Consider the following 24,834-nt stretch of genomic DNA (forward strand, 5'->3'; position numbering starts at 1 on the left):
TACTGCTTTTTGCTACCAGCATGCAAAGAATGAAATCACCAGTATGAAGGCTCTTTTTTTTCTACGTCATTATAACGATATAGATCATATTACGCCGGTAATTTCCAGGTGGATCGGTTCTGGTCATACCTGTGACATTGTTCTGATAGGCAACTCGCGGTTTCGAAATGATTATCGTATCAAATTCCTGAAGGGACTCAATGGTGTGCGCATCGCGTACATCGCTGACGTGTTGCCCCCTGTCGAATTTTTAGGGTGGTTTTTTCAGACACTGATATTGATTCGCAGCTTGCGCCGCCCATTCATTGGTCCAATCATGAAGGCGCTGGCGGAGGTTTACAATACCAAGCGGCGTGAGCCGATCTGGCGGAGTACCGCCAACCGCCTGTTGAGGCGCAGCTTTGGCGAAGGTGGCGAGGGGGTCGTAGTATTCGACTGGATAGAAAGAAATTCATCCATCTGCGTGGAGTGGGTCAAGGTGGTGTTATCGACGGCGCGTGCCATGGGTCTTGGCACGGTCTCGTTGCCGCACGGGGATAGTCCTCATGCGAGTCAGTTGATCAGGCGCCGCGAGCTGACCCTGGAGCCCGACACTACATTTGCCAATGCAGGAATTTTCGAAAAAGTGGTAGTGCCGAACGAATTATGCTCGGTGCGCTTTCGTCCGTTTATGGATAACCAGAAGCTTGCCGTACTGGGCTCACCGCGCTATTGCGACGAATGGCTTGCCAGGGTGGCCGAGTTGATGCCGCCTTCGCCGCTGACCCGCTCTGATAGCAAGCTCAAGGTGGTGATGTTTTTGAGAAAGAGTAATTTTTCAACGTTCTGGGAGGAAGTAGGCGAGGTCGTGCGCATCGTTGCCAGCTTTCCGGGGGTGGAGTTGATCATCAAGCCGCATACCCGCGGTGGTTGGCAACAATCCCTGACGAAGGATATGTCCCTGCGGCGTTTGCCTAACGTGAGCGTGGCAGGGGATATTCATTCCATTTATCTCATGAATTGGGCGGATGTAATCATTGACCTGGCTACCTCGGTTGTATTCGAGGCGGTTAAAAGGAAGAAGCCGGTATTGGCTGCGGATTATCTTCATGCCGGGCGCTCCGCACTGGCTGAATTCATACCTGAGGCAGAGTTGCGCTGCCGGGATGATGTATATAGAAATATCGAAAGATTTCTTTCGCACGGCTGCGACTCTTTTTATATAGAAGAGCATCGCCAACGTTTCGTGAGGGAAATGATCGATGTCGGTAGTCCCGACGTATTGTCCCGTTATGTTGCACTGCTGGAAGGGCAGGTGCGGCCAAAAGCCAGCCAGAACCGGGATTATCCGCATGATCGTACCGCTAATCTCGCTTTCGCGTGATTAGCCTCTGCCGGCCGGTATTCCGAGGAGATTACTGACCCGTATGCCGGCCAAGCCATCCATCGATGTGGTAATCCCGGTCTATAACGCGCCAGCGCTGACGCGGCATTGCATCGATTCTGTCGTTGCATGCCTCAGTGACTCCATCCGGCATATTTATGTACAGGATGATGCTTCCGATGTCGAGACGTGCATGATGCTCGATCAATTGCCGTATGAACACGTCCACGTTCATCACGCACTGAAAAATCAGGGGTTCGGTGTGTCGGTAAACGAAGCAGTCAGTCGCTCCGATGCGTCTTTCGTATTGATACTCAACTCAGACACGATGGCAAGCGAGGATTTTCTGCCGCTGCTTTGCGCAGCGATGGCGGCAGACCCGCAGCTAGCGGTCATTATTCCCGCCGGCAACGACTATGCCAGGGACAATCTGGACCGATATATGCGCGAACCCGGCGGTTACATTCGTACACACCGCCTTCGTGGCCACGCATTCTTGATCCGGCGTCACGTTTTCCTTGAAATTGGCGGCTTTGATTCTGCATTTGGCCGCGGCTATTATGAAGATATCGATCTCGGCCGTCGTCTTGACTTGCGCGGCTGGCACCTTGGCGTGCACCCTGGCGCCAGCATACAGCACGAAGGCGGCGGGTCTTTCGGCCGTGGCAAATATTATAAGGAGCTCGTAAAGCGCAACCGCAGCCTTTATTTCTCGCGCTATCCTAACGCTTCGCTTAATGTCCTGCTTCTGTCGAGCAATTGTCCGCTGGCGCATTTCCCCCCGGATCTTCTTGATGCGCTTGATTACGTGTTTCGCGAAGGCGGTTATGCTCACTGGCTTACACCGGAACCGGCGCGATTACTTCTTTGCTTGCAGATGCGCAGCTACGCCATCGGCCTGGAGGCGGTGGTAAGGCTTCTACTGCGTGGTTGGCGTGAGGAAAAGCGCATCTCTGAAGTATGGATGCTGCCTGATGCTCCACGTCTGCTACGCACATTGATTGTGTCATGGGCCCGTGTCCGCGGTCTCAAGGTTTTATCGTGGGAGTGGGCTTCAACAGTGCAGGACGGCGTCCCGAGACTACTGTCTAAGTAACTTGTCTGTATCGCTGGATGGATTGGGCAGGATGGAAAGAAAATCTGCGAAGCGTGTGTTTCGAACTTTATGCCCGATATCTCGCATGCCATCCCGGTCGCCAAGTCATGTACCTAAACGATATTTTTGAGATCGTTGCGCGAGGATAGGATGCGGGTAACCATTCTTGGATGCACCGGCGGCGTTGGTGCCGATTTAAGAACCACTTGCCTGATGCTGGATGACGATATCCTGGTCGATGTGGGTACCGGCGCGGGGGACTTGACGCTGACCGAGATGCTGCGTATCAATACGGTATTTCTTACTCATTCGCATCTCGACCATGCGGGCTTGCTTCCCATGGTGGCGGATATGGTGGGGCCGCGTCGTGAGAGGCCGCTCACGGTTTACGCATTGGCCGAAACTATTGCCGTCCTGAAGCAGGATATGTTCAATTTTCGCCTTTGGCCCGATTACACGGTATTACCTTCATCCGACAATCCGTATGTGGTATTCCGGCCTGTGACAGTAGGGCAGAGCGTCGAATCGTCGGGAAGGATGATCACCCCGCTGCCGGCACGACATGCTGTGCCGGGTGTGGGCTATCAGCTTGATAGCGGTAAGGCAAGTTTTGTATTCAGTGGCGACACAACTTACCATGAGCCGTTCTGGAACGCCTTGAACGCAATAGGGAACCTGCGCTATCTGATGATTGAAACGACCTTTCTCAACCACAACGTTGCGGGTGCCGAGGCTTCTGGCCATATGCGCCCTGAACTGCTGGCCCAGGGATTAAAGCGGCTCAACAAGCCGGTCCAACTTCTGATCACTCACATGGAACCGGGCAATGAGGATGCGACAATGGCGGAAATTCAGGCAGCGGCAGGAGAATTCAAACCCGAGAGATTGAAGCGCGGGCAGGTATTCGAGCTCTGACGGCCTGTCGGACTTGAAGAATCGCAGCGAAAAAGTGACTGGGTGAGGGCAGATTTTGAGGATTTTGAAGGCCAATAGTTATTCTATTAGCGGCCGAAAAAGCGGCGAAATATGAACCAGCCAGACGCTTTTGCAGCCGATCCTTTAAATCCGACAGGCTGCTAGAGACTCTCGAGAAAGTTTTCGGCCAGGCGTCCGGTTCACCGATGAGCTGGAGGCTGAGTTGGCCGCTGAGCTGTTAGACAGGACTATAACCACTTTTTCCAGCGGAATAGTGCCAGCATCCCCACACTGATCACTGCCATTGCTCCCAGGACCGCGAAGAATCCCCAGTACCAGTCAAGCCCAGGCAAGTGTTGGAAATTCATCCCATAAATGCCGGCTATCAGGCTCAGCGGCATGAATATGGTAGTAATGACGGTGAGAACCTTCATTACCGTACTGATGCGGTAGCTTACGCTGGACATATAAATGTCGAGCATGCCCCCTGTCACGTCGCGTAGAGATTCAACCGATTCGATGATGTGAATGGTATGGTCGTAGACATCGCGCAGGTAAAGCAAGGTATTGCGGGTGAACAGCGGCGAGTCCCCCCGTTGCATGGAACTGATCACTTCGCGTAATGGCCACAATGATTTGCGTAAAAAGGCATTTTCCCGCTTCAGGTGATAAATTGAATGCAGGGTGGTTGGGCGAGGACGCGTTATCAGTTCCGTTTCGAGTACTTCAGTCTTTTCGTCGAGCTGCTCGAGAATGACGAAATAGCTGTCCACAATGGCATCAATCAAGCTGTACATCAGAAAATCCGGTCCCAGGTTTCGTATTTGCCCCTTACCCGAGTGTAAGCGCTCACGCAGCGACTTGAATTGAACCCCATCCGTTTCCAGGAATGAGAGCACGAAATCTTTTCCCAGCACCAGACTGATCTGGTCAGAGGTTATCATTTCTTCTTCATCCTTGCGCTCATAGCCGAAGGTTTTAAGTACCACGTAAATATAGTCGCCGTAGTCCTCCAGCTTCGAGCGCTGCTCGGTATTGAATATATCCTCCAGCACCAGCGGGTGAAGATTAAAACAGGCACCGATTTGTTCCATCATGCCAATGTCGCCCAATCCACGAACGTCGATCCATTTGATGCCCGGCGCGAGCTTGATCTTGTCTGCCAGTTCAGCAGTGGTTACCTCGTATTCGCGCGCGCCGTTCGTATCGTAATTCAGCAGGGTGATGCGAGGAGCGACATTTTTCTTTATGCCGATATGCACCAGCGTGCCTGGCGCAAGTCCCGCTTTTGTCGATCTCTTTCTGGAGTGGGACGCCATCGTGATGGTATGGGTTATGTGCCGGCCGCGTTCCGGGCGGTTTTATCGGTTATGCGCGCCTTGCTTCCCTCCAGCCGCTTTATGCGGAAATCGAAACCGAGAGCGGCCCATTGCTCAATTTCGGCGGACAGCGCTGTATCGGTCAGGGGGCTGCGTTCCAGCCATTTCTGTTCGATGCATAATTCGAATTCTTTGCCGCTGAGGCGAACTTCCAGATCCGGCAACTGGATATCGCAACGGCTGCGATGGAACAGCACAGCCAGACGAAGCGCCAGGAGCAGAGCGAAGTCCGGCGGGTCGGTAACAAATTCCCGAATTTTACCCGCAACGCCCCTATGCGCGAGAGTAAGCGCGCTCAAGCGTTCTTGTTCCATTCTTGAGAAACCCGGCATATCCGCGTTACCGAGAATATAGGCCGAATGCTTATGATAGCCGGAATGGGCTACTGAAATTCCTACCTCATGCAGTCGTGCCGCCCATGAGAGAATCAGCAGCAATTCCGTTGCTTCATCAGGAAAATCTGCCAATAGTTGTTTACCAAGCAGAAGGGCCAGCGATTCCACCCGCTTCGCCTGGCTGGAATCCACCCGATAGCGCTGCATGAATTGTCTTGCCGTAACTTCGCGCATATCGTGATTATGGAAGCGCCCCAGCAAATCGTAGAGCACCCCCTGCCGCAATGCGCCCATGGCCTGAGACATCCGGCTTATACCCAGTTCTGAAAATACCGCTGCCATGATGGCGAAGCCGCCGACGATAACGGGCGCCCGGTCAGCGCGAAGTCCCGCAAATTCCAGCTTCCTGATATCGCCAACCTTAAGCAGACATTCGCGGAAATTATCCAGCCCCTCCAGGGTGATGTCCCCGTCGCAGTCTTCCTTGGCAAGATTGTTCAGCTTGATGATGTCGCCCAGTGCGCGGGCAGTACCGGACGAGCCAAAAGCATCCTGCCAGTGAGTTCTGGAGAACCCGGCGGCGATAGTTTGTACTTCGCTGCGTGCTGAAAGCTCGGCTCGCCTCAGCGCGCCCTTGGTAATCTTTCCGTCCGGGAAAAAACGCAGGCTATAACTGACGCAACCCATATACAGGCTTTCCAGCTTGACCGGCTTCAGCCGATTGCCAATGATCAATTCCGTAGAGCCACCGCCAATATCCACAACCAGGCGAGCGTTGGTGGAGGCGGGAAGGCTGTGCGCGACCCCCAGATATATCAGCCGCGCTTCCTCATACCCCGCGATGATTTCGATCGGAAATCCGATGGCCGCCTCCGCTTTTTTTAGAAATGCCGATGCGTTTCCGGCTACTCTAAGCGTGTTCGTACCTACTGCACGTACTGTGTGTGGCGGAAAACCCCGTAGACGCTCGCCGAACCGTTTCAGGCAACCTAAAGCGCGCTCCTGAGAGTCCTCATTCAATTGCCCATGGGGATCGAGGCCTGCGGCAAGCCGTACCATTTCGCGTAAACTATCCAGCGGATAGAGCTGTTTACCCACTACCCGCGCGACTTGCAGACGAAAGCTGTTGGAGCCGAGGTCTACCGCCGCAAGAGTGGAGTATTCAAGCATGAATTTTCAGGAATCCGAATATCGCGGACTTATTCCCTTACTTCCCGCTCGATTTCTTCAACAGTAACATGGCGTACATCCCGGCCCTTGACCATATATACCACGTATTCCGACATATTCTTGGCATGATCGCCGATTCGCTCGATGGCTTTTGCTATAAACAGGATTTCGAGAGCGGTAGAAATTTTGCGCGGGTCTTCCATCATGAAAGTGATGAGCTGGCGCATGATAGAACGGAATTCCTCATCCACCAACTCATCCTGTCGCACGACCTGAGCTGCTGCTGTCAGATCCAGGCGGGCAAATGCGTCCAGTGACTTGCGCAGCATATCCAGCGCGATGTGTGCGACATGCCTGATCTCGACGAATCGTGGCATATGCATACGGTCGGTTTGGTATATCAGCTTAGCCATGCGTGCAATCTTCTCGGCTTCGTCGCCGATACGCTCCAGATCGGTAATGGTCTTGATAACCGTCATGATCATGCGTAAATCGCCGGCTGCGGGTTGCCGGCGGGCAATGATCTGGCTACAAATTTCGTCGATCGAAACTTCCATGGCATTAACGCGGTGATCATCGGCAATGATACTTTCTATCAGGCACTCGTTTCCGCTCGTTAACGCATCGATGGCCTTCTCGATCTGCTCTTCCACAAATCCGCCCATGTGCAACACGCGGGTCCGCACCGCTTCGAGATCGGCATCAAACTGCTTGGATATATGTTCGCTACTTACCATTGCACACCTGCTGATCGATTGAAAGCAAAGAAAGACAAGGGATATTACCGGCCCGTTGTGACAATTTTATTGTTCCTCAGCTCAAATAACCATTGTTTGGACACCGCTATCGCTGCTAAGCAATAGCACGTCGGCGCCACGCCTTGCGAATAATCCGTTGGTGACGACCCCGGTAATCTGATTGAGCGCTGCCTCCAGTTCAACCGGGTTCAGGATTTGCAGGCCGTGTACGTCGAGGATGATATTGCCGTTGTCGGTGATGAGCTTCTCGCGCAGCCTCGGCTGACCCCCCAGCCGTATTATTTCCCGCGACACATAACTACGTGCCATTGGGATAACCTCCACAGGCAGTGGAAATTTACCCAGCACATCGACCAGCTTACTTTGATCCGCGATACAGACGAATTTTTTTGCCACGGCAGCGACGATTTTTTCTCGCGTCAATGCTCCGCCGCCACCTTTTATCATGTACAGGTGTTCGGTAATTTCATCTGTTCCATCCACGTATACCGGAAGCACATCAACGTTGTTTAAATCCATGACCTCGATACCGTGGCTGCTGAGTCGCCGTGCAGTAGCCTCCGAGCTTGCCACCGCCCCTTCAATTTTATGTTTGATCGCAGCCAGCTCATCTATGAAGAAATTGGCAGTCGAACCGGTACCCACCCCGACTATGCTGCCAACTGGAACGTATTGGATAGCGGCCCGGGCGACCGCTCGTTTCTGCTCGTCTTGCGTCATAGTGTTATTTTCTGGAAGTTAACGTTTAATTATTCATGAGGATAATACTATCCGGCGATTTTAACAATGAAGCTGGGCAACTAGCCTTTCCCGGCATGCTAAAATGCGTAGCCCTGAAATCAGGAAATCCCGGTTTTGATGAAAAACAATTATCTCGAAAGAATTCTCACCGCTCGGGTTTATGATGTTGCGGTAGAGAGTCCGCTGGAGCTTGCACCAAATTTGTCCGCGCGCATACATAACCGGCTTTTGTTGAAGCGGGAGGATATGCAAGAGGTTTTTTCATTCAAGCTGCGCGGGGCTTACAACAAAATGGTCAAGCTTTCCCCCGCTGTGCTCAAGCGCGGCGTGGTGACTGCGTCTGCAGGGAACCATGCGCAGGGGGTGGCGCTTGCGGCACAACGGCTGAGTTGCCGCGCGACCATCGTGATGCCCGTTACTACGCCACAAATCAAAATGCAGGCGGTCGAGGCGCGCGGCGCGACGGTGATAACACATGGCGATTCCTATGACGAGGCTTATGCCTACGCATTGAAATTTTCCAGAGAGAAGCATGCCACTTTTGTGCATCCCTATGACGACCCTGACGTCATCGCGGGGCAGGGTACAATCGGGATGGAGATTCTTCGCCAGCACGCCGGCGCAATCTACGCCATATTTGTCCCGATAGGCGGTGGTGGCCTTATTTCCGGTATCGCCTCGTATGTGAAGAGGCTTTATCCGGAAATCAAAATCATTGGTGTCGAACCAACAGATGCCGATTCCATGTATCAGTCCCTGAAAAAAAAGCGCCGAGTCAGGCTTGCACAGGTGGGATTGTTTGCAGATGGTGTGGCAGTGAAGCAGGTTGGAGGAGAAACCTTTCGTTTGTGCCGTGAACTGGTGGACGAAATCATCCTGGTCGATACTGACGCTATCTGTGCTGCGATCAAGGATGTGTTCGAGGATACTCGCGCGATTCTGGAGCCGTCCGGGGCACTGTCTGTCGCCGGCGCGAAGGCTTATGCCAAGCGTGAGAAAATCCGCGGCAAGGATTTGATTGCCATCGCCTCTGGCGCCAACATGAATTTCGATCGGCTGCGTCATGTGTCCGAACGGGCGGAACTGGGTGAGCAGCGTGAAGCGGTGATGGCCGTGACCATTCCCGAAGAGCCCGGCAGTTTCAGGAAGTTTTGCGCCATGCTTGGAACGAAAAGCATTACTGAATTCAATTACCGCTATGCTGATCCGAAAGAAGCACATGTGTTCGTCGCCGTATCGGTGCGCAATCGCGATGAGGCGGCAAAACTGATCAGAAGCCTGGAGAGCAGTGGCTTGCGCACAGAGGATTTGAGCGACAACGAAATGGCAAAGCTCCATGTTCGCCATCTGGTGGGGGGGCGCGCCCGTGAGATAAAGAATGAGCTTCTCTATCGCTTTGAATTTCCTGACCGTCCCGGTGCCCTCATGAGATTTCTGAACAGCATGGGTCGTCACTGGAATATCAGCTTGTTCCACTACCGCAATCATGGCGCCGATTACGGCCGCGTGCTGGTGGGCATGGAAGTGCCGCCTGAAGAGAGGGACGAGTTCGAGGCGTTTCTAAGGCAACTCGATAACCATTACTGGGATGAAAGCGAAAATCCGGCATATAAATTGTTCCTGGGGTAGGTGCGATTTGCTCTTTCATATCGGTATCACTGATCGGGGCGAATTGCCGATAAAGGATAGAGGTAGTGATGTTTTTTTTCACCGTATCGGAATTTCCCGCTCTTGATAACAGGGGGACGGACAGCGCAGATGACATTCCATTTATGAGTACGGCACGATTTTAAAGAGAATCGTCAATAACCAAGTTTTTGTCTTATAAAGCCGAAACGCCCCATTTTCGGATGTTTCTCAAAATCCTTATGTCTGGGGAACTAAGGAAAATCATAAATGAAATGCGTGCGAAGATGCAAAGGCGGGTTTCTGTTTGCCGTAAGCGCCCTGCTGTCAGTTCTCATGAACTCGAGCAATGTGCATGCTTTTAAATTAGTAGACCTGCTTGAGGATAGTGGTGTAAGGGTGGGCGGATGGATCAACGCCGGAGCAACTTACAATCCGAGCAATCCTGGCAATGGATACAATGGTACCGTTACGTTTGCCGATCGGGCCAATCGATTTCAGTTAAATCAATTCAACATATATATACAGCGAACTGTAGTGACGGAAGGCAACGCGTTTGATCTCGGTGGGCGCTTCGATTTCATGTTCGGCACAGACGCGATTTATACGCAGGCTTTCGGCGTCCCTTCTTTTGATGTTAATTCCGGCCAGCCGTTGAGCAGGGGACATTGGGATCTGAATTTATGCTGCTCTTCCACCCGTACCTACGGCATTGCACTTCCGCAGGCGTATGTGGAAGCCTACTTGCCGATTGGCAATGGTATCAACATCAAAGCAGGTCATTTTTATTCGCCCACCGGCTACGAGACCGTGCCGTCACCCGACAATTTTTTCTACACCCATGCCTATACGTTCAATAATGGCGAACCGTTTACCCATACGGGGCTGGTGGGTAACTATGCAGTCAATGCCAACTGGTCCGTCATGGCCGGTGCAATCACGGGCAGCGCCACGGGAGGGTGGGACGGAGGTTTTGACAAGCAGCTAGGCAATTGGGGAGGTTTGGGCGGGATTACCTGGGTGAGTGATGACAAGAGAAGTTCTATCAACGTCACCGGTACATACAGCGAGATTTCCACGCGAAGCACTAGACCCTGGGGTATGTACAATGTGGTATTGCAGCACAGGGTCACTCCTAAGACACATTTGGTTCTGCACCATGTTCACGGTTACGCCGGTGGCGTTTTGCTGAACGGCGCCCCCAAGAACGTCGAATGGTATAGTATCAATACGCACCTGTATTACGATCTTCTGAATGATCTGTCTATCGGGATCAGGGGTGAATGGTTTCGTGATAGAGATGGTTTTCGCGTCTTTTCGCCATTTCGTGTACTTGCTGCTACCGATAACACGGGACACAGTTTTGCAGGAAACTTCACTCCCATGAGTGCTCCGGCTGATTATTATGCAGTTACCGTGGGCATGAACTGGAAACCGGCGAAAAGGCTGAAATTAGACTGGAAGCCAATGCAAAAGCTGAACATTCGTCCCAATATTCGTTATGACAGAGCAGAAGGGATTCATCAAGCGTATCGGCCTTTCGATAATCGAAAGGATCAAGTTCTGTTTTCCCTCGATGCGACTATTCCTTTCTGACACCGGCATTTACCTTGGCTGCAGCATACCTCGACGCCATACCGGGACTCAGTACTTACAGTTGACAACAGGCCACGACGTCGCTGTTTATGCTGTGTTTAATTGCTTCCCTGGTCCGCAGTACCTGCCATTTTACCGTCGCGGCAGGTAGACTCATGCTGGGCTTGCTCTACTGTCATTAGTCGGTGGGCAGCCGCTTCCTTTATATTTTCCTCAGTGGTTTCATGGTATTTGCGCACCAAAGCGGCAGCATGTGATTTTAAATCTTGTGCTTCCCTGCCATATAAATAGCTTTTTTCTTCATAGTGTTCCAGCAACTGCTTTTGCTCCGCTGCCTTCGTCTCCATTTCCCTCGCCACGTCTTCAAAGAACTTAGCCAAGGCGTCATAGTCAGTGCGTATGCGTGCGTTCTGAACAGTCCTGCGAACATTGGTGCTAGGACAGCCTCATGAGGACTCATCTGAGCACAGGAAGCCAATATACCAAGAGAAAAAGCTGCAAAAAATGTACTTGTTTTCATAGCGCCATCTCTTCCCATCTGAGATTAAGATAGATAGAAAAAGAAAATACAAATCCCATTATGCCATTGTACTTTAGTGCGAAAGTAGTATGACGGGGGTTGTCAAACTGCTGAATCACGCGCTGGCAAGCGCATGTTGCAGAGTTTCCGGTTATGCTGATTGCGTAGAAAAACGTATGGGATACAGCGCGAGCCTTTGCAGCATACAGCGAAGCTGAAGACGGCCATAGCCCACTGTAGTATGGGTTTTTTAAAAGCTGCGATCGTTTTCTGGTCGGTCTCGGCCCGCCTCAAGGCAACCTTGCCTGAATGTTCACAAATATTTCACAATAAACTAACATTTAATTGACATTTGTTATGCTAAGTTGAGAAAATAACAACTTTAGTTGTGGTGTTTTTGCCCAGGGGAATCACTTATGTCATACGTGCCCAAAAGACGAAGCCGGATGATATTCGCCTCTGCCGTGAGCCTGTTCACAGTGGTTGTCAACTCAACCAATGCGAATGCCGATGCTGGTGCCGGTGTTGACTCTGCGATTAACTGGGTAAAAGATAGCGGGATAAGGATGGGGGGCTGGATCAATGGCGGAGCCACTTTCAATCCCGGTCAGACCAGCGGCTTTAACGGCCCGGTAACTTTTGCCGATCGTTCCAATCGATTCCAGCTGAACCAGTTCAATGTATTTATAGAACGACCGGTCGTGGCTGAGGGCAGCACGTGGGATATTGGCGGGCGCTTCGATTTCATGTTCGGTACGGACGCCATTTTCACGCAAGCTTATGGTGTCCCGGCATTCGATGTGAATTCCGGACAGTCTTTGAGCAGAAGCAATTGGGATCTCGATTTGTGTTGTGCCTCGACGCGGTATTACGGTATCGCGCTTCCCCAGGCGTATGCGGAGGTGTATGTGCCGGTTGGCAATGGCCTGAACGTCAAGGTTGGCCATTTTTATACGCCTATCGGTTATGAGTCTGTTCCAGCCCCCGACAATTTCTTCTACACCCATGCCTACACGATGCAGTATGGCGAACCTTTCACCCATACAGGGGTGTTGGGTAACTACAGAGTCAACGAGAACTGGTCGGCAATAGGTGCGGTTACCACCGGCAGCGCCACCGGCGGCTGGGATGGTGGTTTCGATAAGCAATTAGGCAACTGGGGCGGGATAGCCGGTATCACCTGGACCAGCGACGATATGGGGAGTTCAGCCAATTTAAGCGGTACCTACGGCGAAACCTCCACACGAAGCAACGAGCCGTGGGGAATGTACAGCGTTGTGCTGAAACACAGGATCACGAGCAAAACGCATTTCGTCCTGCAACATGACCACGGTTATGCGGGCGGCGTTTTATTGAACGGCGTCAACAAGAACGCCGAGTGGTATGGCATCAACACCCATTTGTACTATGATCTTACGTCTGAATTGTCGGTGGGCATACGTGGCGAATGGTTCCGGGATAGAGATGGGTTTCGCGTTTTCTCACCTGGCCGGGTGAGTGCCGCCACGAATAACCAGGGACTCAGCTACGCGCTGGGGCGCGGCCAACTCGGCAACAGCACCAGTATGCCTGCCGATTACTACGCGGTTACGGTTGGTGCGAACTGGAAGGCGGCAAAAACGCTGAAGCTTGACTGGAAGCCGATGCAACAATTTAACGTTCGTCCCAACGTACGGTATGACAACGTGGATGCGCTGCATGGCGCAACTTATCGCCCCTTTGGCGGAAAGAAGGATCAGGTTGTGCTATCCCTCGATTTTACAGTTCCCTTTTAATCAAACCCGGGTTTTAAAGTAAGCATAAGGTACAGGTGGCGGATAAGGGCCACGTTTATTGAATAAGCTATCGTAAAACCATTCTGACGTGTGAGATCCCTGCATCGAGGAACGCCTTTCCCGTTACCCGAAAACCGAATTTTTTATAAAATTCGATAGCATATACTTGTGCATTCAACGTGACCTGCTGCATCTGACGACTCTCCGCTTCTCTTAATAACCGCTGCATCAATGCGGTGCCCACACGTTTTCCACGGTATTCCCTCAGCACTGCCATCCTTCCGATAGAACCGTCCAGTAACAACCGTGCCGTGCCGACAGGATTAGCCGCTGAATCCGAGGCAAGTACATGAATACAATTCACGTCAAATTCGTCCCATTCCAGTTCGGCGGGAACACCTTGTTCGTAGATAAAAACTGCTTCGCGTATTCTGCGTAATGCCCGAATATCGTCTTGCCAGCTCGCGATGCGCACGGTGTAGGCGCTCACGTCTTCCTTAACCAATAGTGTCATGATAAGCCGGTTCGAAAATAATCGGGTTTTCGCAACAGCCCTAACTTTCAGATACTGATTGTCAAGTCAGGCAAATGGATGCCGTAGCACAATCGTTTCTTCCCGGTCCGGCCCGGTTGATATCATGTCTACCGGAACTTCACAGATCTCTTCCATGCGCTTCAGATACCTCCGTGCTGCCGAAGGTAGCTGATTGAAATTTTTGATCCCCACCGTGCTGTCGGTCCATCCCGGCATCTCCTCATAAACCGGATCGCAGCAAGCGAGCTCTTCCGCACCTACCGGCAGGATCTCTCTGAATTGCTCGCCTTCATCGTTGCCGGTCCATTTGTAGCCCACGCCCAGGCGCAAGGTTTCGACACCATCCAATACATCAAGTTTTGTGACGCATAATCCCGAAACACCGTTTATCTGGATGGACCGCTTCAAAGCGGCTGCGTCGAACCAACCACAACGGCGCGGTCGCCCGGTAGTTGCGCCAAACTCGTTGCCCCGCTTGGCGAGATGCCGCCCGACATCATCAACCAGTTCAGTAGGGAAGGGGCCTGCACCCACCCGAGTGGTATAAGCCTTGGTAATGCCGAGAACATAATGCAGCATTTGCGGACCGACTCCGCTCCCTGTTGTCGCCGCGCCGGCTATGCAATTGCTCGATGTAACGAACGGATAGGTGCCATGATCGATATCGAGCAGCGTGCCCTGGGCCCCCTCGAATAGAAGATTGCTACCGGCCCTGTTGGCTTCGAACAGAAGCCGCGGTACATCCGCCATCATTGGCTTGATACGTTCAGCCAGGGAAAGTATGTCATCCACCGTTTGCTGAAAATCGACCACCGGCGCGTGGAAATAATTTTTCAGCACGAAGTTATGATAGTCCAGCATCTCTCCCAGCTTGGCCGCAAAGCGGTCACGATGAAATAAATCCTGCAGGCGTACCGCTCGCCGGGCCACCTTATCCTCATACGCGGGCCCGATGCCTCGTCCCGTCGTGCCAATTTTATCCAGGCCTCTGGCGGTTTCCCGGGCGTTGTCAAGAGCGATGTGGCAAGGGAGAATAACAGGGCAGGCTTCACTGATGCGCAACCTTCCTTCCACATCGATTCCCGCTTGCTTCAGCATGTCCACTTCATCCAGCAGCGCCTGGGGGGATACAACTACGCCGTTACCGATATAACAAGCAACATCGTCACGCAGAATACCCGAAGGAATCAGATGCAGTACAGTTTGCTTGCCTCCTATGACGAGCGTATGCCCGGCATTGTGGCCGCCCTGAAACCGAACGACGCCCTGAGCGTGATCAGTAAGCCAATCCACGATTTTGCCCTTGCCCTCGTCGCCCCACTGGGTTCCGACGACAACTACATTTTTAACCATGTCAGTAATCTTCAATTAGTGCATTGCCCAGACCCTGGCAATGCAAGGAAAAAGGAAAGAGTTTCAGAAAAGTTTTCTTGTGCCGCATCGCATCGTCAGGTCTTGAGTTCAGATTTCGATTATTGACCAGACATTGTCTTTCAGTATCAACTTTCTGTCGCAGTTGAAAGTCTCCTGCTCATCCCCATGCCCGGGCAATTCAACCACTACGATTTTGCCTTCGCTACGAAGCTGCTCAATTTTCTTTTCCAGGGTTTTGTCCCCTTTGACGTATGGTGCCAGAATCCCCCTGGGGTAGAGATCAAGCCGCACCAAACCGGACAATTCCCGCAAATCCATGCTGAATCCGGTGGCTGGGCGGGCTCTTCCGAACGCCTTACCGACTTCATCGTAGCGTCCACCCAATGCGATCGCGTTTGGGCTGTCGCAGGTATAGGCGGAAAAGACCATGCCGCTGTGGTAGTGATAGCCGCGTAGATCAGCCAGGTCAAACGCCAGCGTATGGACCAGGGGTTCCAGCTCCACGGCTATCGTTTCCAGCTCATCCAGCGCTGTCATGATTTCAGGATAGGCCGGGAGCAGTTTGCGCGCAAGCGACAGTATTTCCTTGCCGCCGTACAACTCGGGTAGCAGTAGCAGCGCCCGCTGCGCATCCGCGTCGACGTGCTTATCCAGACCCGCGCAAAGATTCTCCAGCCCACAAACATCCTTGGCTTGCAATACCCCAAATAACTCCGCCTCCAGCTCGGAAGGGATGCCAGCACCTTTCACCAGTCCACGGAATACGGCAACATGGCCAAGATCGAGATGAATTTTGCCTATCCCGGCAATTGCCAGAGATTGCAGCATAAGGCGCTGGACTTCCAGGTCGCTCTCCAGGCCGGCATGACCGTAAAGTTCGGCACCAACCTGGAGCGGCTCCCGGGTACGAGTCAAACCCGATGGCACGGTATGTAATACGCTGCCTGCATAGCAGAGGCGGGTAATACCCTTGCGATTAAGCAGGTGCGCATCGATACGGGCAACCTGAGGCGTCATGTCGGCACGTAGCCCCATCATGCGTCCGCTCAGCTGATCCACCACCTTGAACATGCGCAAATTCGTGCCGCCACCGCTGCCCTTCAGTAAGGATTCCACGTACTCCAGCAAAGGTGGGCTAACCAGTTCATACCCGTGTACGAATAGCCAATCCATGATGCGACGGCGCATCATCTCTATGCGAAGCGCCTCGGCAGGCAGGATATCCTCAATATATTCGGGGAGAACCCACGCACGCATGTTTATGTTCCAATTGCATTCTGAAGAGAAGCGCGGCAGCGCAGGTCTAATTTACGAGGTAAAGTAGAAGAAGCCCTGCCAGCATAGAGGTAAGGCCGATAAAGCGCAGCTGACTGTCGTCAACGTCAGTCAATTTCTTGAAGGTCTCACGCCACATGCCGGGTATCAGAAACGGAAAAAGTCCTTCCAACACCAGCATCAGCGCGAAAGCCATTAATAAAGTATCCCACATGCCGCCATAACCTCGCTACGCGTCCGATGATCTGTAGCGTAAGCGAACTCATCCGTCATGGGAGAACACGTAAGAAACAGCCAGCCACCGTATGTCCGCTCCCTGTTTACGATATTCTCCGCACTTGCGGCCCGTCAGCAGGGCGATGTCTGCCAGCGCCTGCCACCGGGCGAACCATCAAATATCCGCAGTTCACTTAGCACTGCGACCGGAGTTTCTCAAATACTTGAAAAATTCGGAGCTAGGATCGAGAATCAGCATGTCGCTCTTGTTTTTCAAGCTCTGCTTATAGGCTTCCAGGCTACGATAAAAAGCATAAAATTCCGGATTTGGCTGATAAGCAGCGGCATAGATCGCTGAGGCTTTTGCATCGCCCTCACCCTTTGCCTCCTGCGCCTTCCGATAAGCTTCGGCAAGAATGACTTCGCGCTGGCGGTCAGCGTCGGCGCGAATTTTTTCAGACTCCGCCGACCCCGTGGAGCGCAGTTCATTAGCCACGCGCTTCCGTTCTGCTTCCATCCGGCGGTAGACCGATTCACTCACTTCCTGCGGCAAATCCACCCGCTTCAGCCGCACGTCCACGACCTCCACGCCAATTTTACGTGCGTCGGCGTCGGCTTTCTGGCGCATGATCTCCATGATCTTGTCGCGCTCTCCCGAAACAACGTCATGCACCGTGCGATTGCCGAACTCATCGCGAAGGCTGGAATTCACGGTTTGCGCCAGCCGAGTTTGCGCCAGCATTTCATCCCCGCGAACACTGACGTAATACTGCTTGACGTCCACGATCCGCCATTTCACGAACAGGTCTACCAGCACGTTCTTCTTTTCGGAGGTGATGAACCGTTCCGGCTCGGCTGTATCCATGGTCAGGATGCGCGAATCAAAGTAACGCACGTTTTGCGCCAGAGGAATCTTGAAATACAGGCCGGGCGATGTTTTTACGTCGACCACCTCACCCAGTTGAAACAAGATCGCCAGTTGGCGCTGATCCACGATATACAGTGAAGATGTAGCTAGAACAACCAGGGCGACAAGAGTGCCCAACAGCATTGAAGTATATTTTTTCATTATCTTGTCTCCCGTTCACGGCCGCGAAACGCCTCGCGGGTGCGAGCGGCACCGTCAGGCATAACCTCCTGCGCCGAGGCGGCTGCCGCCTCGGGCGCTACCGAGGATGATGACGAGGGACCGCTTGCCTGAATCAGTTTATCCAGCGGCAGATAAAGCAGATTGTTGCCGGCTTTCTGATCCACAAGGATCTTGCTGGTGTTCGACAACACCTGTTCCATCATGTCCAGATAAAGCCGGTCCCGCGTTACCGCCGGTGCTTTGTTATATTCAACAAGAACCTGCTTGAACCGGCTGGCTTCACCCTCTGAACTTGCGATCACCCGTTGCTTGTATCCCTCGGACTCTTCCAGCAGACGCGCGGCGTTACCCTTGGCCTTGGGAATGACATCGTTAGCGTAGGCCTGGCCTTCATTTTTCTGCCGCTCCCTATCCTGGCCGGCTTTAACGGCATCATCGAAAGCCGCCTGCACCTGCTCCGGCGGTTGCGCATTCTGCATAGTCACTTTGCTGATGGCAATTCCTATCTTGTAACGATCGAGAATACCCTGCATCAGCTCGGTTGCTTTCGCCGCTACTTGTTCGCGTCCCTCATAGAGCACGAAATCCATTTTGCTTTTACCGATAATTTCGCGTATCGCCGTTTCTGCTGCCTGTAGCACCGCATTTTCGGGCTCGCGATTGTTAAACAGGAATTCTTCGGGATTCTTGAGGATGTATTGCACGGCAAATTGAATATCGATGATATTCTCATCATCGGTCAGCATCAGCGATTCCTTCAATACCTTGCTTCTTACATTGTTTCGGTAGCCGATTTCTACCGTACGCACGCCGCTGACGTTAACGGCTTCCACTACTTCCAACGGATATGGCAAGTGCCACCGCAGGCCCGCCTGGGTACTTTCCACATATTTTCCAAATCGTAATACGATGCCCCGCTGACCCTCGTTCACAATGTAGAATCCGCTGGCTACCCACAGCAGCAAAAGCAATCCGGCAAGCAGTCCTATACCGCCGCTATATCGCTTGGGATTGTCGCCGCCTCCTTCACCACTCGATCCGCCACCGCCCCCACCTTTGCGCTTTAAAAGATTATTGAGCTTCTTGTTGAAGTTGCGCCACATTTGATCCAGATCAGGTGGACCGGAATTGCCTTTTTTTCTTCCCCACTGAGGATCGTTTAATCCCATGATGATTCCTATTTTCTGTTTAATGTAGATAAAACCATCAAACGATATGGTGAAAAACGCTAAACTTCAGCCTATCGTAGAAATACAAATCGTATTATTTGCCCAATCGTCAAATTTTATTCGCCAATCAAGCGCCGCCACTTTCCAAGTGCTCATCGACTCCTTGGAAAGTACGCGCCTCGATTGCTTCCGATAGTGCCAACTTGATAAACTCCAGCCCCTCGGCCGTTTTCGCGCTCAGCCGAATTTGTTCAATTCTACCATACTCATTACGCCGATAACCCGCGCGTCCCACGGATAAATTGATCAGGTCTACCTTGTTCAGCACCAGTATCTGTGGAATCCCATCAGCGCCGATTTCCTTCAGTACCTTATTTACCTCATCGATTTGCTCGGCACGATTGGGGCTTCCTGCATCCACCACATGGAGCAATAAATCGGCCTGTACGGTTTCCTCAAGTGTGGCCTGGAACGCAGCGACGAGCGTGTGAGGCAAGTCCCGGATAAAGCCCACCGTATCCGAAAGCACGAGCGGCCCGCAGTCAGGGATGAACATTTTGCGGGTGGTGGCATCCAGCGTGGCGAATAACTGATCGGCGACGTAGGCCTGGGCATGCGTCAGGCTATTGAACAGCGTGGATTTTCCTGCGTTGGTATAGCCAACGATGGAAACGGCCGTCACCCGGGCCCGCTGCCTGGAGCGGCGCTGTAACGTGCGTTGGCGCTCGAATTTAACGAGTTTTTCTTTAAGAAGCTTGACGCGCTTCCCTATCAGGCGCCGGTCGGTCTCCAACTGGGTCTCGCCGGGACCTCGCAGACCGATACCTCCCTTTTGGCGTTCCAGATGTGTCCAGCCACGTACAAGGCGAGTGGCAAGATGCTCAAGTTGCGCCAGTTCCACCTGCAACTTACCCTCGTGGCTTTTGGCACGCTGCGCGAAGATATCGAGGATCAGGCTGGTACGATCTACGACGCGACGCCCGAGATTCCGCTCCAGATTGCGTTGCTGGGCGGGAGACAGGTCATGGTTGAAGACAACCAGCGATGCGCCGGTTTGCTCCAGGGCGAGCAAAATTTCGTTCACCTTTCCGCTACCGGCAAAGGTGGCTGGATCGGGTCTGGCGCGTTTACCCTTGATTACTGCGGAAACCGCAAGTTGATCGCTCGCGGCCAACCGACGTAATTCTTCCAGATTTTCAGCCGAGTCGCCACCGCCAAGATCGAGGCTGACCAATACAGCGGAATCAGCAGCAGAGTCGGTTTTAAGCGTATTCCCGGCAGGTTGGTCAAGCATCAGGTATAGCGGGTGCCTCAAATGGAATGTTGACGGCCCTTGCGGGAACCACGGTAGAAATTGCGTGCTTGTATACCATCTGCGTTACGGTATTCTTCAGTAGCACCACATACTGATCAAATGAGTCGATATGCCCTTGTAGCTTGATTCCGTTTACCAGATAGATCGATACCGGAATATGTTCCTTCCGTAACGTATTTAGAAACGGGTCTTGTAACAATTGCCCTTTAGCGCTCATCGGGGACTCCGTATTGTAATTATTCAAGAAGTAACTCTACTTGATTTTCAAGAGTAAATCCATATTTCTGAAGGCTAAGGCCGCAGGACACCAAACCTGTCCATTCGATCAGATCGGTGACCGATAATCTGATCAATTCCGATCCTTCAGAAAATGAAATCGGCGGAAATGAAAAGAGCAATAAGAGAGTATTTGCTATGTTTCGGACACAGCCGCAGCGACGCCCGGTGGGGTTGAATCTGCACCGAAATGACAACTCCCTTGCGGTCGAATGCTTGCCCGGGCTATCGTTCAGCCCAGGCAAGCATTCAGAACATCCAATGAAACGTCAGCGCGTTGGTCAAACCACCCTATGTAATTAACTGAATGGTTTAGGTTTTGGCGTCTCATTGGTTGAGGGGGGCAGGATGGGTAGCTTGAATTCCGGCTGCTTCCCGGTCAACGTCTTCAGGAACGCTACAATCTTTGCATTTTCGTCCTTGCTGAATTTGCGGCCCAATTGCAGTCTCCCCATGGTATCCACGGCTTCTTCCAGCGTCGCAGCGGCGCCATCATGAAAATAGGGATAAGTCAGCTCCACGTTTCGCAAGGTCGGCACCTTGAACATCATGCGGTCGGCATCTGCGCCGGTTACGCCAAATCGGCCTTCCGCCTTGTTCTTCGTTTTATAAGGTTCGACCACCCCCATCTTTTGATAGGAAGCCCCACCTACGGCGGGGCCGTTATGGCAGCCTGTACATCCGCTCTCCTTGAACAGCTTGTATCCTTCCAGTTCGTTTTGATTGATCGCTGTCTTGTCGCCCTTGAGCCATTTATCGAAACGAGAATCAGGCGTCACCAGGGTTTCTTCAAACGCGGCGATGGCGCCAGTCACCATTCCAATGTCGATTTTATCGGAATTGAATACCGCTTTGAAGCGAGTCCGATATTGAGGAATGGAGCGCAATACATCCACCGCCAATTCGTGGGTGAACCCCATTTCCCCTGGATTCGCGATGGGGCCGCCAGCCTGCTCTTTCAAGGTTTTGGCTCGGCCATCCCAAAACTGCGCCAGGCTCATGCTCGAATTCAATACCGTCGGTGAATTGATCGGTCCCTCGTGCCAGTTATGGCCAATGGATGTCGGCAGATTGTCTGTGCCGCCCATGCTCAGGTTGTGGCAGGAGTTACAGGAGATGAATCCAGACTTCGATAAACGTGGGTCAAAAAAAAGCATCTTGCCCAACTCCACCATGTTTTGATCCTTCGGTGCAGCGGCCTGAATCGGCTGGATGGGTTCATCAGCGGCCATACCGGGGGGTGCGGCAATGGTTCCAACAGCTAGCAGCGATATGATCAATGCCCGCATTATCATCGGTAATCTCCTAAAAAACGCGGCTGTAATGGCGCAGCCGATTACGCCTGTAAAATCGCAGCATGGGCAAGCTTATCCGCTGACCGAGGACGAGAATAAAACATTTGACATGACATATACCCTTTTAAAAAGGGACGTATCTGGAAAGAAGGGCCCTTCGAGCAATACCATGAGCAATAATGACCGCACGGCTAATCTGCAAACCGGTGGAGTGCAAAGGTGCCGAAAAAAGCCCTGGCAGCGCAGATTTTTCAGGCTGCACCGCGATAAAAACGCCAATTCCTGGTTTAGTCACCCTGTTTGGCAGGCGCAGACACAACCTGTTCTCTGGCATCATAACCTGACCGGCCATTATTATCGCTACCAAATGGCGGGAGAGGGCGGTTAAGCAAGCGTGCCAGTTCGGTCAAAGCCTGGCGATAGACTTGCCGTTTGAATTCGACCACGGATTCCAGTTCCACCCAATACTGATTCCATCGCCATGCATCAAACTCAGGGCGAACACTTGTGCGCAGCGATACGTCGCAATCACGCCCAACGAGACGCAATAGATACCAGATTTGTTTTTGCCCTTTATAGTTTCCCCGCCAATCGCGCCTTATCCATTGATCGGGCACCTCGTAGCGCAACCAATGGCGCGTGCGGCCGATGATTTCCACATGCCAGGGGTGCAAACCTACCTCTTCGGTCAATTCCCGATACATTGCCTGTTCCGGGCTCTCGCCCGGTTTGATGCCACCCTGGGGAAATTGCCAGGAATCCTGCTTGATGCGTTTACCCCAAAATACTTCGTTTTTCGAGTTCAGTAAAATGATACCGACATTCGAGCGATATCCGTTGCGGTCGATCATGCGATTCACCCGTTTGATCCATTACAATAGGTTTCGATTTTTCCATACTTTGTCCCAGATTGAAAGCCGTGCAGAGTTTAATAAAACAAGTAAGGTGCAAATAAACTATTCGGGACCCGTAACGGGCAATCTGTCGCGTTATCTCCATGCGGAGAATGGGGAGATAAGCCATTCAAGGGCCATATTCCATCCCGGCTGGATTTTAGGAGCGCCTGTCAACGCACGGGTGACGGTACGCTGGTTCAGTACAATCACACTGTGTAATAAAGGCAGCCCAGCGGGATATCAGTTGGCGTAGCAAGGAGCCCAATAACCTCTTCCGGGAAGAGATCGCGCCAGCCTTTTTATCATTGCTCCGATTTCCTCGATAAAATCCGGATACATGCTGATCGGATAAATACGCCACCGTTTTTCAGGGTAGAATTGCGTATCGATCGTCACGACGGACCCTGTATGCGTTTATCAAGTTTTTTCATTTCCACGCTGAAAGAAGCGCCTGCCGAAGCAGAGCTGGTCAGCCACAAGCTGATGCTGCGCGCCGGCCTCATCAAACGCCTCGGGAGCGGACTCTACACCTGGATGCCGCTGGGTCTTAAAATCTTGCGCAAGGTTGAAAATATTGTACGGGAGGAAATGGAGTCGAATGGCGCACTGGAACTTCTGATGCCCGCGGTTCAGCCTGCCGAATTATGGCGAGAAACCGGGCGCTGGGATGTATTCGGCCCGCAGATGTTGAAAATCAAGGACAGGCACCAGCGCGACTTCTGCTTTGGCCCTACGCACGAAGAAGTCGTTACCGACATAGCGCGGCGAGAAATCAAAAGTTATCGTCATTTGCCGATCGTTTTCTACCAGATTCAGACTAAATTTCGCGACGAGATCCGGCCCCGCTTCGGCGTCATGCGTGCGCGCGAATTCGTCATGAAAGATGCTTATTCGTTTCACGCCGGTGTTGATAGCCTGGAGCAAACCTATTGCGCAATGCATGATGCCTATTGCCGAATATTCAACCGTCTGGGATTGAGGTTTCGCGCAGTAACCGCGGATCCAGGGCCGATAGGAGGGAGTGGTTCGCATGAGTTTCATGTTCTGGCGGATTCGGGTGAAGACGCTATCGCTTTCTGCCCGAATTCGGATTACGCCGCCAACATTGAAATGGCCGAGTCACTGCAGCCGGTAAAGTCCCGCGGGATTGCCAACGGTTTGATGCGGAAAGTCGAAACAACATCAAAAAAAACCTGCGAAGAGGTCGCGGCAGCGCTGGACGTTCCTGTCGAACAGACCGTAAAAACGCTGGCCGTCGTAGCGGATGGAAAAATGTATCTATTGCTGCTGCGCGGCGACCATCATCTCAATGAGACTAAAGCTCGCAAAATTCCTTTCCTTTCCGATTTCAGGTTGGCTAATGAAGAAGAAATCCGCGCACACACTGGGTGTCTTCCGGGCTACATAGGGCCGGTCGGCCTGCGCCTTCCGCTTATCGTGGACCGTGCGGTAGTTGCAATGAGCGATTTCGTCTGCGGCGCGAATGAAGAGGACTACCATCTGGTTAATGTTAATTTCGGCCGGGATGTGCAAGAACCTGACCACATTTTCGACATCCGCAACGTGGTTGCCGGCGATCCCTCGCCGGATGGCCTGGGAACGCTCGATATCTGCCGCGGCATAGAGGTGGGACATATTTTCAAATTACACACCAAGTATTCCGAAGCGATGAAAGCCACCTATCTTGATGAATCCGGGCAAGCCCGGCCGATGGAAATGGGCTGCTACGGAATAGGCGTATCGCGTATCGTGGCGGCGGCCATTGAGCAGAGCCATGATGAGCGCGGTATTATTTTTCCGGCGGCGATCGCGCCGTTCCAGGCCGTCATCATACCGATTGGCTTAAAGAAAAACGCACAGGTCAGGGTCGAAACAGAGAAATTATATGCCGACATGCTCGGCGCCGGCATCGAAGTTCTGCTTGATGATCGTGATGAACGGCCTGGCGTGATGTTCGCGGACATGGAGTTGATTGGTATTCCGCATCGCGTTGTCATCGGCGACCGGAGCTTGAAGGCCGGAAATATCGAGTATCAAGGACGGCGGGATGAAAAACCGCAGGTTGTCCCGCTGACGGACGTGAGTGATTTTTTAAAATTACAAATAGGTGGAACGTGAT

The 24,834-nt window shown here is 52.4% G+C and carries 22 protein-coding genes; 7 read left to right on the forward strand and 15 right to left on the reverse strand.

Annotation, left to right across the window (positions count from 1 at the left end):
- The first annotated feature begins 43 nt into the window (after positions 1 to 43).
- From KJS40_RS01840 to KJS40_RS01850, 3 genes are all read left to right on the forward strand, one after another.
- A complete protein-coding gene (locus KJS40_RS01840) occupies positions 44 to 1,363 on the forward strand; it encodes a hypothetical protein (protein WP_213538852.1) in 1,320 nt (439 codons plus the stop codon).
- 43 nt (positions 1,364 to 1,406) lie between these two features.
- Positions 1,407 to 2,459 carry a glycosyltransferase gene (locus KJS40_RS01845; RefSeq protein WP_213538853.1) on the forward strand — a complete coding sequence of 351 codons (1,053 nt, stop codon included), beginning with the start codon at positions 1,407 to 1,409 and terminating at the stop codon, positions 2,457 to 2,459.
- A 150-nt stretch (positions 2,460 to 2,609) separates the two neighbouring features.
- Complete coding sequence (locus tag KJS40_RS01850; protein WP_025040545.1) at positions 2,610 to 3,374, forward strand: 3',5'-cyclic-nucleotide phosphodiesterase; 765 nt, start codon at positions 2,610 to 2,612, stop codon at positions 3,372 to 3,374.
- A gap of 248 nt (positions 3,375 to 3,622) precedes the next feature.
- Here KJS40_RS01850 and corA read toward each other — a convergent pair whose 3' ends face one another.
- The 4 genes from corA to rpiA all read right to left on the reverse strand — a co-directional run bounded on the left by corA (position 3,623) and on the right by rpiA (position 7,736).
- Positions 3,623 to 4,693, reverse strand: a complete 1,071-nt coding sequence (gene corA / locus KJS40_RS01855) for a magnesium/cobalt transporter CorA (protein WP_213538854.1) — start codon at positions 4,691 to 4,693, stop codon at positions 3,623 to 3,625.
- Between the two features lie 14 nt (positions 4,694 to 4,707).
- Positions 4,708 to 6,258 carry an exopolyphosphatase gene (gene ppx / locus KJS40_RS01860; RefSeq protein ID WP_213538855.1) on the reverse strand — a complete coding sequence of 517 codons (1,551 nt, stop codon included), beginning with the start codon at positions 6,256 to 6,258 and terminating at the stop codon, positions 4,708 to 4,710.
- 29 nt (positions 6,259 to 6,287) lie between these two features.
- Complete coding sequence (gene phoU, locus KJS40_RS01865; RefSeq protein WP_025040542.1) at positions 6,288 to 6,995, reverse strand: phosphate signaling complex protein PhoU; 708 nt, start codon at positions 6,993 to 6,995, stop codon at positions 6,288 to 6,290.
- 81 nt (positions 6,996 to 7,076) lie between these two features.
- Positions 7,077 to 7,736, reverse strand: a complete 660-nt coding sequence (gene rpiA, locus KJS40_RS01870) for a ribose-5-phosphate isomerase RpiA (RefSeq protein WP_213538856.1) — start codon at positions 7,734 to 7,736, stop codon at positions 7,077 to 7,079.
- A gap of 138 nt (positions 7,737 to 7,874) precedes the next feature.
- Between rpiA and ilvA the strand changes: the two genes are divergently transcribed.
- Both ilvA and KJS40_RS01880 read left to right on the forward strand, forming a co-directional pair.
- Entirely contained in the window at positions 7,875 to 9,386 is a 1,512-nt protein-coding gene (gene ilvA / locus KJS40_RS01875) for a threonine ammonia-lyase, biosynthetic (protein WP_213538857.1), read from the forward strand.
- A 267-nt stretch (positions 9,387 to 9,653) separates the two neighbouring features.
- On the forward strand, positions 9,654 to 10,979 hold the full coding sequence (locus tag KJS40_RS01880; RefSeq protein ID WP_213538858.1) for a porin: 1,326 nt from the start codon (positions 9,654 to 9,656) through the stop codon (positions 10,977 to 10,979).
- Positions 10,980 to 11,077: 98 nt separating this feature from the next.
- On the opposite strand, the gene KJS40_RS01885 is transcribed toward KJS40_RS01880, so the two are convergent.
- On the reverse strand, positions 11,078 to 11,359 hold the full coding sequence (locus KJS40_RS01885; protein ID WP_244859654.1) for a hypothetical protein: 282 nt from the start codon (positions 11,357 to 11,359) through the stop codon (positions 11,078 to 11,080).
- A 556-nt stretch (positions 11,360 to 11,915) separates the two neighbouring features.
- Here KJS40_RS01885 and KJS40_RS01890 point away from each other — a divergent pair.
- Positions 11,916 to 13,274, forward strand: coding sequence for a porin (locus KJS40_RS01890; RefSeq protein WP_213538859.1), 1,359 nt, complete (start codon positions 11,916 to 11,918; stop codon positions 13,272 to 13,274).
- A 67-nt stretch (positions 13,275 to 13,341) separates the two neighbouring features.
- On the opposite strand, the gene KJS40_RS01895 is transcribed toward KJS40_RS01890, so the two are convergent.
- The 10 genes from KJS40_RS01895 to KJS40_RS01940 form a co-directional block, all read right to left on the reverse strand.
- Entirely contained in the window at positions 13,342 to 13,764 is a 423-nt protein-coding gene (locus tag KJS40_RS01895) for a GNAT family N-acetyltransferase (protein WP_348529552.1), read from the reverse strand.
- Positions 13,765 to 13,854: 90 nt separating this feature from the next.
- Complete coding sequence (locus KJS40_RS01900; RefSeq protein WP_213538861.1) at positions 13,855 to 15,162, reverse strand: adenylosuccinate synthase; 1,308 nt, start codon at positions 15,160 to 15,162, stop codon at positions 13,855 to 13,857.
- 108 nt (positions 15,163 to 15,270) lie between these two features.
- Positions 15,271 to 16,440 carry an ATP phosphoribosyltransferase regulatory subunit gene (locus KJS40_RS01905; protein WP_213538862.1) on the reverse strand — a complete coding sequence of 390 codons (1,170 nt, stop codon included), beginning with the start codon at positions 16,438 to 16,440 and terminating at the stop codon, positions 15,271 to 15,273.
- Positions 16,441 to 16,486: 46 nt separating this feature from the next.
- The gene (locus KJS40_RS01910; RefSeq protein ID WP_025040533.1) at positions 16,487 to 16,672 is read right to left on the reverse strand and encodes a DUF2065 domain-containing protein; all 186 of its coding nucleotides are present in this window, start codon (positions 16,670 to 16,672) and stop codon (positions 16,487 to 16,489) included.
- A gap of 192 nt (positions 16,673 to 16,864) precedes the next feature.
- Positions 16,865 to 17,743, reverse strand: coding sequence for a protease modulator HflC (hflC, locus tag KJS40_RS01915; protein ID WP_213538863.1), 879 nt, complete (start codon positions 17,741 to 17,743; stop codon positions 16,865 to 16,867).
- Complete coding sequence (hflK, locus tag KJS40_RS01920) at positions 17,743 to 18,933, reverse strand: FtsH protease activity modulator HflK (protein WP_090455461.1); 1,191 nt, start codon at positions 18,931 to 18,933, stop codon at positions 17,743 to 17,745. Before hflK ends, hflC begins: the two co-directional genes overlap by 1 nt.
- A 127-nt stretch (positions 18,934 to 19,060) precedes the next feature.
- Entirely contained in the window at positions 19,061 to 20,227 is a 1,167-nt protein-coding gene (gene hflX / locus KJS40_RS01925; RefSeq protein ID WP_213538864.1) for a GTPase HflX, read from the reverse strand.
- Positions 20,220 to 20,465, reverse strand: coding sequence for an RNA chaperone Hfq (gene hfq, locus KJS40_RS01930; RefSeq protein ID WP_025040529.1), 246 nt, complete (start codon positions 20,463 to 20,465; stop codon positions 20,220 to 20,222). The genes hflX and hfq overlap by 8 nt, the downstream gene beginning before the upstream one ends.
- A gap of 358 nt (positions 20,466 to 20,823) precedes the next feature.
- Positions 20,824 to 21,819, reverse strand: coding sequence for a cytochrome-c peroxidase (locus KJS40_RS01935; RefSeq protein WP_025040527.1), 996 nt, complete (start codon positions 21,817 to 21,819; stop codon positions 20,824 to 20,826).
- A 287-nt stretch (positions 21,820 to 22,106) separates the two neighbouring features.
- Complete coding sequence (locus tag KJS40_RS01940) at positions 22,107 to 22,670, reverse strand: RNA pyrophosphohydrolase (RefSeq protein ID WP_090455455.1); 564 nt, start codon at positions 22,668 to 22,670, stop codon at positions 22,107 to 22,109.
- Between the two features lie 453 nt (positions 22,671 to 23,123).
- On the opposite strand from KJS40_RS01940, the gene KJS40_RS01945 reads away from it, so the two are divergent.
- Positions 23,124 to 24,833: a proline--tRNA ligase gene (locus KJS40_RS01945; protein ID WP_213538865.1), complete on the forward strand. Its 1,710-nt coding sequence runs from the start codon at positions 23,124 to 23,126 to the stop codon at positions 24,831 to 24,833.
- The last annotated feature ends 1 nt before the right edge of the window (position 24,834 follow it).

The sequence above is a fragment of the Nitrosospira sp. NRS527 genome (assembly GCF_018406445.1).
GTDB lineage: Bacteria > Pseudomonadota > Gammaproteobacteria > Burkholderiales > Nitrosomonadaceae > Nitrosospira > Nitrosospira briensis.